The following is a 10784-nucleotide window of genomic DNA, read 5'->3' on the forward strand; positions in this document are numbered from 1 at the left end:
GCAAACCATCATGGACGCGAAAGTCGAAATCCCCGTCACCGAGCGCGCCAAGCTGTCGGTGCGCAACCTGAACTTCTTCTACGGTGGCTTCCACGCGCTGAAGAACATCAACCTGGACATCCCGGAGAAGAAGGTCACCGCCTTCATCGGCCCCTCGGGCTGCGGCAAGTCCACGCTGCTGCGCACCTTCAACCGCATGTTCGAGCTCTATCCCGAGCAGCGCGCCGAGGGCGAGATCATCCTCGACGGCAGCAACATCCTGGCCAGCAAGGAAGACGTCTCGCTGATCCGCGCCAAGGTCGGCATGGTGTTCCAGAAGCCGACGCCGTTCCCGATGTCCATCTACGACAACATCGCCTTCGGCGTGCGCCTGTTCGAGACGCTGCCCCGCGTGGAGATGGACGAGCGCGTGGAGTGGGCGCTGAAGAAGGCGGCGCTGTGGACCGAGGTCAAGGACAAGCTGAACCAGAGCGGCTCCGGCCTCTCCGGCGGCCAGCAGCAGCGCCTGTGCATCGCCCGTGGCATCGCGATCAAGCCCGAGGTGCTGCTGCTCGACGAGCCCTGCTCGGCGCTGGACCCGATCTCCACCGGCAAGATCGAGGAACTGATCCACGAGCTGAAGAGCGACTACACGGTCGCCATCGTGACCCACAACATGCAGCAGGCCGCGCGCTGCTCGGACTACACCGCCTACATGTACCTGGGCGACCTGATCGAGTTCGGCCCCACGGCCGAGCTGTTCATGAAGCCCAAGCGCAAGGACACGGAAGACTACATCACGGGCCGTTTCGGCTGAGGCGCAAGCAATGAGCGACAAGCATCTTTCGACCCAATTCGACGCCGAGCTGAGCGGCATCTCCACGCGCGTGCTCGAGATGGGCGGCATGGTCGAGGCCCAGGTGGCCCAGGCCGTGCAGGCGCTGACCACCTTCAGCACCGAGCAGGCATCCTTCGTGCTGCAGACCGAGGAGAAGGTCAATGCGATGGAGGTCGACATCGACCGCAACCTGCACAGCATCATCGCCCGCCGCCAGCCGACGGCGCGCGACCTGCGCCTGCTGATTGCCGTCTCCAAGACCATCGCCAACCTGGAGCGCGTCGGCGACGAGGCGGCCCGCATCGCCCGCACGGTGCAGCGCCTGATCGATGCCGGCGTGTCCACCCGGCTGCCGATCTCGGACCTGTCCTTCGAGGCCCAGCTCGCCACCGCGCAGCTGCGCAAGGCGCTCGACGCCTTCGCCCGCCTGGACGTGGACCGCGCGCTCGAAGTGCTCAAGCAGGACGACGAGATCGACAAGGAATTCGACGGCCTGATGCGCAAGCTGATCACCTACATGATGGAAGATCCGCGCACGATCTCGGCGGCCATCGACCTGGTCTTCGTCGCCAAGGCGATCGAGCGGGTCGGCGACCACGCCAAGAACCTGGCCGAAGTGATCATCTACGTGGTCAAGGGCACGGACGTCCGCCACAACACGCCGGAAGCGGCAGAAACCATGGTGCGCTGAAGCTTATGGGAATGAGCCGAATCCTGGTGGTCGAAGACGAGGCCGCCATCGCCGAGCTGATCTCGATCAACCTGCGTCACGCGGGCTTCGAGGTCGCCATCGCCGCCACCGCCAGCGCCGCGCAGGACGAGGTCGACCGCGTGCTGCCCGACCTGGTGCTGCTGGACTGGATGCTGCCGGGCCAGTCGGGCCTTGCGCTGGCGCGCCAGTGGCGCTCGGCCACGCGCACCAAGGAGCTGCCGGTCATCATGCTGACCGCCCGCGCCGAGGAGAGCGACAAGGTGTCAGGTCTTGATGCCGGCGCCGACGACTACCTCACCAAGCCCTTCTCGACCAACGAGCTGCTGGCCCGCATCCGCGCGGTGCTGCGCCGCAAGGCGCCGAACGCGCTGGATGCGGTCGTGGAAGTCGGCCAGCTGACGCTGAATCCGACGACCCACCGCGTCAGCCGCGACGGCGTCGAACTGAAGCTGGGCCCGACCGAGTTCCGCCTGCTGCACTTCCTGATGACGCATCCGGAGCGGGTGCATGCGCGCTCGCAGCTGCTGGATCGCGTCTGGGGCGACCATGTCTTCATCGAGGAGCGCACGGTCGACGTCCACGTCAAGCGGCTGCGCGAGGCGCTGGACAAGGTGCAGTGCGCCCGCATGATCGAAACGGTGCGTGGCGCCGGTTACCGGCTGACACAGCACGTCAGCGCCCTCTCGGCCTGATACTGGGCCGATGAAGGACTCGCTTGCCTGGCTGCCCCCGCGGCTGATCTACGCGGCGCTGTCGGTCGCGATGGCCTCGCTGGTCGGATGGTGGGTGGATGGTGCCTTCCACCACCGCTGGCTGACGATGCTGGCGGTGGCCGTCAGCGGCGTGGCGGTGGTGACCGTCGTCGACGCCGTGCGCGGCCATCGGCTGCTGCAGTGGCTGCGCGGCGACCAGGACGGCACCGCGCCGCGCGACACCGGCCTGTTCGGCGAGATCGCCTATCGCATCGAGCGGGCGATCCGCGAGCGCGACAAGACCATCACCCGCGAGCGCCTGCAACTGGCCCAGTTCCTTTCCGCCATCGAGGCCTCGCCCAACGGCGTGCTGATGCTGGACGAGAACGACCACATCCACTGGTGCAACAGCGTGGCGGCCGAGCACTTCGCGCTCGATGCCCGGCGCGATCTGCGCCAGCGCATTACCAACCTCGTGCGCTCGCCGGGCTTCGTCACCTACCTGCAGGCCGGCCAGTTCGCCGAGCCTCTGATGCTGCCCAACGTCCGCGGGCCGGGCACGCTGTCAGTCATCGTAAGAAGTTATGGCGACGGCATGAAGCTGGTGCTCTCGCTGGACATCACCGAGCGCGAGCGGGCCGATGCGATGCGTCGTGACTTCGTCGCCAACGTGTCGCACGAGATCCGCACGCCGCTGACCGTGCTGGCCGGCTTCATCGAGACGATGGATTCGCTGCCGCTGTCCGAAGCCGAGCGCCGCCGCGTGCTGCAGCTGATGGGCCAGCAGACCCAGCGCATGCAGACCCTGGTCAGCGACCTGCTGACGCTGGCCCAGCTGGAAGGCAGCCGGCGGCCGGCGGCAGACCAGTGGGTGTCGCTGGACGGGCTGCTGAGGCGGGTCGCGTCGGACGTCACGGCCCTGTCGGCCGGCCGCCATCGCATCACGGTGCAGGCCGAGACGCGGGTGGAACTGGCCGGTGTCGAGGCCGAACTGCTCAGCGCCATCGCCAACCTCGCCACCAACGCGGTGCGCTACACGCCGGACGAGGGCGCGATCGAGATCCAATGGCGCCAGCTCGGCGACGGCGCCGGCGAGATCAGCGTGATCGACACCGGCGTGGGCATCGCCCGCGAGCACATCCCGCGCCTGACCGAACGCTTCTACCGCGTGGACGGTAGCCGCTCACGCGAGACCGGCGGCACCGGCCTGGGCCTGTCCATCGTCAAGCACGTGCTGCAGCGCCACGGTGGGCAACTGCAGGTGGAGAGCGAGCCGGGCAAGGGCTCGAAGTTCAAGCTCGTGCTGCCGGCGTCGCGGGTGCGCCAGGCGGCGGCGCAGGCGCTGGCGGCGGTGGTCTGAGAGACGTCAACGACGCCTGAGCACGACGTAGTTCAGCTGCCGCTCCGAGGGGCGGCGCACGACGGCGATCTGCTCCCAGCCCTCGGGCACCGTGGCCAGCCCGCTCTGCACGGCCCAGCGGCATTCGCTCTTCGCCAAAGGCAGGTCGGCGCGCACGGTCCAGCGGCCCTGGAACTCCAGCGCGGCCAGCATCGACAGGGCCTGGCCCGGCGCAGCCACGCAGGCGCCGTCGGTCGGCAGGTGCGGGCGCAGCCGCTCGACCAGCGGGCTGTTGCTGCGCACGTAGTTGGCGATCGGCAGCCACAGCGTCATCGCCAGCAGCCAGCACAGGGCGACGCCGCCGGCCGGTAGCGCCAGGCTCTTCCAGAAGGCATGGCGGATGCGGGCCGTACGCCAGCGCACCAGGGCCAGCCAGGCGGCCGTGGCCACCAGCGCGAGCAGCAGGGCGACCAGGTTGAAGCTCGGCTGGAAGCCGACGTACAGGCGCTGCACGTTGGCCAGCGGCCGGGTGCTCGGCCAGCCCCATTGCATCGACAGGTAGTACAGCCAGACGAAGATTGCGCAGGCGGTGAAGAAGAACACCGCGTACCAGTCCATCGCCGCGGCGATCCCGCGCCTCAGCGTCGGCAGCGCGAAGGCGGCCAGCACGGCGAGCGCGGGCAGCGCGAGCAGCAGCGCGCTGTCCTGGCCGTTCATCAGCAGGCTGGTGACGATCGGCACCAGCGCCGTCACGGTCGGCACCAGGATATGGCGGCGCTGCCAGTGCGAGCGCCAGCGCCACAGCGTCCACAAGGCCAGCGGCCAGACCGGCCAGCAGAACCAGCCGATCAGGGCCAGCATCTCGGTGGGTAGCGCGATGCCGTCGTCCAGCCGCACGCGCCAGGCCCAGCCCTTGAAGGCGGTGGCGCTCAGGGCCGTCAGCAGGCCGGCGCCAAGCAGCCACCAGGCGAGCACGCGCACCTCCTCGTAGCTGGAGCGGCGGCACAGCCAGGCACCGATGACGGTCAGCGCCAGGGCCACCGCCGGAGCCCCGCTGGCACCCAGCATCGGCAGCGAGACCAGCAGCGCCCAGCGGGCCTTGCCGGCGCGGAAGGGCGCGGCGGCCATGCCGTAGAGATAGAGCGTTATGGCGAGCAGCTGCAGCAGTTCGGGCGTGGTCTCGTGGCCCAGCCGCAACAGACCCAGCGTGGCGATCATCGCCAGCAGCGCGCCGTCGGCCAGCGCGCGGGCGTAGTCGATCGAATGCGCCTCGCCGCCGAAGGCGAAGGCCACCGGCTGCGCGGCCTCGGTGCGCGCGAGATGGAAACTGCTGTACCAGGCGAGTATCAGCACCAGCGCCAGCGCGACGGCGTAGGGCAGCCGCGCGGCGAAGGCCGCGTCGAGGAAGGGCAGGGCCTTGATCGCCAGCGCGCCGATCCAGTAGGGCAGCGGGGCACCCTCGGCCGGGATGCCGGCGATGGCCGGCTGCCACCAGGAGGCATGGCCCTGCGCGATGCTGGCCATGAAGCCGAAGGCGGAGAGGTCGGCATTGCGCCACGGGTCGCGGCCGAACAGGCCGGGCAGCACATAGGCCGCGCAGAAGGCCAGCAGCGCCCAGCGCGGCAGCCGCTGCGCGCCGCGTTCGGCAACGATGGCGGGGGTCGGGAGATTCACGCGGTCTGGAGTTCTAGTTGTTCGGGAAGGTCGGTCGGCATCATGCCCCAGGAAATAAAAAAGCAGCCCGAAGGCTGCTTTCTGAGATGCAAATCCGAAGAGGATTTACTTCTTGAACTGGGCAAACTTGTTGCGGAACTTCTCGACGCGACCGCCCAGGTTGTCGATGGACTTCTGGGTGCCCGTGTAGAACGGGTGCGATTCGCTCGTGGTTTCCAGCTTCACCAGCGGCATGGTCTTGCCGTTGAATTCGATGGATTCCTTGGTCTGGATGGTCGAACGGGTCACGAACTGGAAGCCGTTGGACTGGTCCACGAAGACAACTTCGCGGTAGTTGGGGTGAATGCCGTCTTTCATGGAGCTCTCTCGAGATCAGTGCCGGGAGCCACGCCGCAAACCAGATGCCGCGCACTTTCCTGCTTAGGGAACCGCGGATTATAGGGGAAATGAAAAAGGCCGGGCAAGAGCCCGGCCTGTGGATGCCTGAGGTCGGATCAACCGCCGCGGCGCATCATGTCGAAGAAGTCGTGGTTGTTCTTCGATGCCTTCATCTTGTCGAGGATGAACTCCATCGCCTCGATCTCGTCCATGTTGTAGAGCAGCTTGCGCAGGATCCAGCTCTTCTGCAGGATCTCGGGCTTGAGCAGCAGCTCTTCGCGGCGGGTGCCGGACTTGTTGATCAGGATCGACGGGTAGACGCGCTTCTCGGCCATGCGGCGGTCCAGGTGGATCTCGCAGTTGCCGGTGCCCTTGAATTCCTCGTAGATGACTTCGTCCATCTTCGAGCCGGTGTCGATCAGCGCGGTGCCGATGATGGTCAGCGAGCCGCCTTCCTCCACATTGCGCGCGGCGCCGAAGAAGCGCTTGGGGCGCTGCAGCGCGTTGGCGTCGACGCCGCCGGTCAGCACCTTGCCGGAGCTGGGCAGCACGTTGTTGTAGGCGCGGGCCAGGCGGGTGATCGAGTCCAGCAGGATCACCACGTCCTTCTTCAGCTCGACCAGGCGCTTGGCGCGCTCGATCACCATCTCGGCGACCTGCACGTGGCGGGCGGCCGGTTCGTCGAAGGTGGAGCTGATGACCTCGCCGCGGACGGTGCGCAGCATCTCGGTCACTTCTTCCGGGCGCTCGTCGACCAGCAGCACGATCAGGTGGCAGTCCGGGTGGTTGGCCACCAGCGCGTGCGCCAGGTGCTGCATCATCACCGTCTTGCCGGTCTTGGGCTGGGCCACCAGCAGCGCGCGCTGGCCCTTGCCGATCGGGGCGATCAGGTCGACGATGCGGCCGACGATGTTCTCGTCGCCACGGATCTCGCGCTCGAGCCTGAACTGTTCCTTGGGGAACAGCGGCGTCAGGTTCTCGAACATGATCTTGTGCTTGCTCTCCTCGGGCGTGAGGCCGTTGACACGGTCCACCTTCACGAGCGCGAAGTAGCGCTCGCCGTCCTTGGGCACGCGCACCTCGCCTTCGATCATGTCGCCGGTGTGCAGGTTGAAGCGGCGGATCTGGCTCGGCGAGAGATAGATGTCGTCGGTGGAGGCCATGTAGCTGGCCTCGATCGAGCGCAGGAAGCCGAAGCCGTCCGGCAGGACTTCCAGCACGCCGTCGCCGAAGACCTGCTCGCCGGCCTTGGCGCGCTTTTTCATGATCGCGAACATCAGCTCCTGCTTGCGCAGGCGGGCAACGTTCTCGATCTCCAGCTCTTCGCCCATCTTGATCAGGGCGGAGACGTGAAGCGCTTTCAGTTCGGAAAGATGCATGGGTGAACACCCGGTGAGAGGGCCGATCTCCCTGCCCAGGAGCGGCGGCCAGAAGCTTCGGCGATGTGCCACAAGCGCCCGTGCGGGAACCCGTCAGGGGTCGTCACACGAACAACGTCAAATCAAGAAACGCGGGAGCTTGGGCGCCGAGTCCATGCACGGTCACCCAAGGCGGGCCGGCATGTTGGCAGTCGGTCCGGCGCGCTGTTTACAGCAAGCGCGCCGGCCTTGGAGAGGAATTATAGGTGCTGGTCGAGGAAGGCCGTCAACTGGGCCTTCGACAGCGCGCCGACTTTCGTGGCGGCGAGCTGGCCGTCCTTGAACAGCATCAGCGTCGGGATGCCGCGGATGCCGTACTTGGCCGGCACTTCGCGGTTCTCGTCCACGTTCATCTTGGTGACCTGCAGGCGCTCGCCGTAGGTGGACGAGACCTCGTCCAGGATCGGGGCGATCATCTTGCAGGGGCCGCACCACTCGGCCCAGTAGTCCACCAGCACCGGCTTGCCGGACTTGATGACGTCGGTGTCGAACGACGCGTCGGAGATGTGTTTGATCAGTTCGCTGCTCATGGGGGATGTCCTTGGACGTACGGGAAGATTCTGACACAAAGCCCCTCGGCACGAGGGAGAGCGGTCATCGACATCCAGGTGAGGGCAGGGCGACCCGGTTCAAGACGCAAGTGCTGACCCTGGCGACCCCTGACGGCGAATTTCGACTGACCGCTCCGGAGGCGGGTGAAAACCGGGCTAGAATACGAGCTTCGTCGGAGCGTAGCGCAGCCTGGTAGCGCATCTGCTTTGGGAGCAGAGGGTCGCGAGTTCGAATCCCGCCGCTCCGACCACCAAAATGATTGGCCCGCAACGGTGTCTGCCGTTGCGGGCCAAGTCATTTCTGCGCCGCGGTTCTGCGCCGCGACAAGGCCTCAGATGAACATCCGCACCCCCGGCTTCATCTTCGGCGTGAAGTGCTTCAGGGGCTGGCGGCCCTGCAGGTGCTCGATGAAGTAGTCCCAGGTCCGCTTGTGGAAGTAGGCCTCGGCCGAGAAGCCGTGGTTGCGGCCCGGCAGCATCAGCAGGTCGAAGCTCTTGCCCGCGGCGATCAAGGCATTGGCGAAGTGGAAGAGGCCGGCGGGCTGGATGTTCTCGTCCAGGTCGCCGCCCGCCAGCAGCAACTGGCCCGCCAGCCGCCCGGCCATGCGGCTCGGCGACATGGCCTGGTGCTTGGGCGCCACCTCGTCCGGCCGGGTCTTCACGAAACGGTCCGCCTCGTAGGCGGGCCGGCCGAAGTAGTTCTCCAGGCCGGCATAGGCCCAGGCCACGTCGTACATGCCGGCCGAAGACACGCCCACCTTGTAGAAGTCGGGCTCCAGCAAGAGCGCCGCGGCCGTGCCGTAGCCGCCGAAGGAATGGCCGCGCACGCCGACGCGGGACAGGTCCATCCAGGGCCGGCTCGCCGCCGCGCCTTCCAGCGCCGCCCGGTGGTGCGCGGTGCCCCAGCGGTCGGCCTGGCCGTAGGTCATGTCGTGGAAGGCCTTGGAGCGCGACGGCGTGCCGGGCCCGTCCAGCACCGCCACGATGAAGCCCAGGTCCGCCAGCGTGTTCATGCCGTAGAGGAAGGAGCCGTTGATCCCGTCGAGGAAGGTGCGCGGCTGGGCGACGATCTGCGGGCCGCCGTAGATGTGTTCGATGACCGGATAGCTGCGCTGCGGATCGAAGTCGCGCGGCTTGACGAGCACACCGTAGAGCTCGGTGACGCCGTCCGCGGCCTTCGCGGAGAAGATCTCCGGCGGGCGCCAGCCGGCGGCTTCCAGCGCGGACGCATCGGTGCGCGCGATCTCGCGGATCGCCCGGCCGTCCTCGGCATCGCGCACGATGAAGCGGGCCGGCAGGTCGACCCGCGTGACCGTATCGAGGAAATAGCGCGCGGAGGGCGAGATCGGCCTCAGGCCGGCGGGGCGGTTCAGCGAGCGCACGACCGCGGGCGTCGGCTCGCCGCTGAAGCCGTGGTCGGCATCGTCCGACGTCAGCAGCGTGAGGCCGGCGTTGGGGCCGCCGCTGCCATCGAGGTCCACGCGGTAGAGATGGCGGTAGTACGGGTGACGTCCGGGCTCGCGGCCGCCGGCGGTGAAGAACACGCGGTCCTCGGTCATCCCGATGATGTCGTTGACCGCCCATGCGCCCTCGGTGAGCGCGCGCACGGCGCCGGTCCGCAGGTCCAGCAGGTACAGGTGCCCCCAGCCCGATCGCTCCGAGAACCAGATCGCCTCGCGCCCGTTGGCGCGCATGCGCACATTGGCCCGGTTGTAGAGATAGCTGTTGAAGTCGAAGAAGCTGTCCACCACCTCCTGGTGGATCACCCGCGCCGCGCCGCTGGCCAGCTCGATCTCGACGAAGGCCGCGCGCCGCGCGTCGAAGCTCGTGGCCACCGTGTGGGCATGGCGGCCATCGGCGCTCCACCACAGCGCGCCGACATCCGGGCGCAGCTTCAGGCCGTCGGTCAGCGGGCCGATCGGCGTGCGCGCGCCGCTGTGGCTGTCGATCAGCGCGAAGGCGTGCGGCGGCGGCGCCTCGCCGAGCATCGTGTGGCGGATCAGGTGCAGCTTGGGCCGCACCGAGCCGTCCGCGGGCACGTATTCCACATACGGATAGGGCTCGACGCCGCGCTCGTCGGCCCGCTCGGCGAGGATCAGCCGCCCATCGTCCGACCAGTGCAGGCCGGTCGGTAGCGGCGGGACCTGGCCGCGGTTCTCGGCCACGCGGCGCATGTTGAAGTCCGGGCCGTGGCCCCAGGCGAAATGGGCCTCGCCGTCGGTGGTCAGCGCGCGTTCCTCGCCGGCGCTGTCGCGCACCCACAGGTTGTGCCCGCGCAGGAACAGCACGCGGCCGTCGGGCCCCGCGAGCTCGGCCGGATTGGCGCGCGGCGCCGGCGTGGCGGAAGCATCGACGGGATCGATGCGGAAGTTGCCCTTTGCCGTCGTGGCGACGAGGGCGGCACCGCCGTCCACGAACTCGAAGCTCGTGATCGGCAGCGCGGCCGCATCGGCCGGCACCTCCACCGAGCGCAGCGCCTGCGCCACGCGCTCATGGTCGAAGGCCGGCCGGCTCTCGCCGGTGGGCGCGTCGACGACGAGGAAGCGGTGGCCGCCCTGGTGCTCGTCCTTGAACCAGAAGCGGTCCTCGCGGCCGAACCAGTGCGGCACGATGTGCGCGTTCCTGACCAGGTCCAGCACATGGCCCGGCCACAGCTCGATGGCGCGGGTGTAATCGGCTTCTCTCATCGCTCCGCTGGCTGCGATCGTCGTCACTTCGGTGCTCCTCGGGGTCAATACCGCGCACCTTAGCCAGCTGCCACAGCGGGCGCTTTGGGCAAGGCCCGCAGTTTTTACTCCGGATGCATCATCATGATGTTCATCGCGGAGCACCTCCCGCCACCACCCGCTTCACCGCCTCCACGATCGCGGCGACGGTGATCCCGAAGTGCTCGTACAGCGCCGCCACCGGCCCCGATTCGCCGAAGCTGTCGATGCCGACGACGGCGCCCTCGAGGCCGACGAGCTCGCGCCACCAGCCGGTCACGCCGGCTTCCACCGCCACGCGCGGCAGGCCTGGCGGCAGCACGGCGGCCTGCCAGGCTGCGTCCTGGCGTCGGAAGCGGAACCAGGACGGCAGCGAGACCAGGCGCACCGCGATGCCCTCGGCCGCCAGCGCCGCCTGCGCCTGCGCGGCCAGCTGCAACTCGCTGCCGGTGGCGATCAGCACGGCGCTCGCCGCCTCGGCGTCGCGCAGCACATAAC

The 10784-nt window shown here is 68.1% G+C and carries 10 protein-coding genes and 1 tRNA gene; 5 read left to right on the plus strand and 6 right to left on the minus strand.

All coding sequences use genetic code 11. The features are described from left to right. Window positions 1-10: 10 nt before the first annotated feature. The 4 genes from pstB to phoR are packed head-to-tail and all read left to right on the plus strand — an operon-like array spanning window position 11 to window position 3581. Window positions 11-796 (plus strand): phosphate ABC transporter ATP-binding protein PstB, encoded by a 786-nt coding sequence (gene pstB, locus B0W88_RS06370; RefSeq protein WP_077033820.1) that lies wholly within the window; start codon window positions 11-13, stop codon window positions 794-796. Between the two features lie 10 nt (window positions 797-806). Beyond that, window positions 807-1508: a phosphate signaling complex protein PhoU gene (gene phoU, locus B0W88_RS06375; RefSeq protein WP_077033821.1), complete on the plus strand. Its 702-nt coding sequence runs from the start codon at window positions 807-809 to the stop codon at window positions 1506-1508. A gap of 11 nt (window positions 1509-1519) precedes the next feature. Then, window positions 1520-2221: a phosphate regulon transcriptional regulator PhoB gene (gene phoB, locus B0W88_RS06380; protein WP_077033822.1), complete on the plus strand. Its 702-nt coding sequence runs from the start codon at window positions 1520-1522 to the stop codon at window positions 2219-2221. 10 nt (window positions 2222-2231) lie between these two features. Next, window positions 2232-3581, plus strand: a complete 1350-nt coding sequence (gene phoR, locus B0W88_RS06385) for a phosphate regulon sensor histidine kinase PhoR (RefSeq protein WP_077033823.1) — start codon at window positions 2232-2234, stop codon at window positions 3579-3581. A 6-nt stretch (window positions 3582-3587) separates the two neighbouring features. On the opposite strand, the gene B0W88_RS06390 is transcribed toward phoR, so the two are convergent. From B0W88_RS06390 to trxA, 4 genes are all read right to left on the minus strand, one after another. Beyond that, on the minus strand, window positions 3588-5234 hold the full coding sequence (locus B0W88_RS06390; RefSeq protein ID WP_077033824.1) for a hypothetical protein: 1647 nt from the start codon (window positions 5232-5234) through the stop codon (window positions 3588-3590). Between the two features lie 105 nt (window positions 5235-5339). Continuing rightward, window positions 5340-5591, minus strand: coding sequence for a type B 50S ribosomal protein L31 (locus B0W88_RS06395; protein ID WP_077033825.1), 252 nt, complete (start codon window positions 5589-5591; stop codon window positions 5340-5342). Window positions 5592-5728: 137 nt separating this feature from the next. Continuing rightward, window positions 5729-6991, minus strand: coding sequence for a transcription termination factor Rho (gene rho / locus B0W88_RS06400; RefSeq protein WP_077033826.1), 1263 nt, complete (start codon window positions 6989-6991; stop codon window positions 5729-5731). Between the two features lie 239 nt (window positions 6992-7230). Beyond that, window positions 7231-7560, minus strand: a complete 330-nt coding sequence (trxA, locus tag B0W88_RS06405) for a thioredoxin TrxA (RefSeq protein WP_077033827.1) — start codon at window positions 7558-7560, stop codon at window positions 7231-7233. A gap of 195 nt (window positions 7561-7755) precedes the next feature. Between trxA and B0W88_RS06410 the strand changes: the two genes are divergently transcribed. After that, window positions 7756-7832, plus strand: a tRNA-Pro gene (locus B0W88_RS06410). An 81-nt stretch (window positions 7833-7913) separates the two neighbouring features. On the opposite strand, the gene B0W88_RS06415 is transcribed toward B0W88_RS06410, so the two are convergent. Then, entirely contained in the window at window positions 7914-10295 is a 2382-nt protein-coding gene (locus B0W88_RS06415) for a DPP IV N-terminal domain-containing protein (protein ID WP_158080808.1), read from the minus strand. Between the two features lie 103 nt (window positions 10296-10398). After that, on the minus strand, window positions 10399-10784 hold a 386-nt coding region (locus B0W88_RS06420), incomplete at its 5' end, for a transketolase C-terminal domain-containing protein (protein ID WP_304442573.1).

The sequence above is a fragment of the Pelomonas sp. KK5 genome (assembly GCF_001984095.1).
Lineage (GTDB): Bacteria > Pseudomonadota > Gammaproteobacteria > Burkholderiales > Burkholderiaceae_C > KK5.

Coding starts and splice junctions, on each gene's coding strand:
- pstB (WP_077033820.1), top strand. CDS start 11: ATGGACGCGAAAGTCGAAATCCCCGTCACCGAGCGCGCCAAGCTGTCG.
- phoU (WP_077033821.1), top strand. CDS start 807: ATGAGCGACAAGCATCTTTCGACCCAATTCGACGCCGAGCTGAGCGGC.
- phoB (WP_077033822.1), top strand. CDS start 1,520: ATGAGCCGAATCCTGGTGGTCGAAGACGAGGCCGCCATCGCCGAGCTG.
- phoR (WP_077033823.1), top strand. CDS start 2,232: ATGAAGGACTCGCTTGCCTGGCTGCCCCCGCGGCTGATCTACGCGGCG.
- B0W88_RS06395 (WP_077033825.1), bottom strand. CDS start 5,591: ATGAAAGACGGCATTCACCCCAACTACCGCGAAGTTGTCTTCGTGGAC.
- rho (WP_077033826.1), bottom strand. CDS start 6,991: ATGCATCTTTCCGAACTGAAAGCGCTTCACGTCTCCGCCCTGATCAAG.
- trxA (WP_077033827.1), bottom strand. CDS start 7,560: ATGAGCAGCGAACTGATCAAACACATCTCCGACGCGTCGTTCGACACC.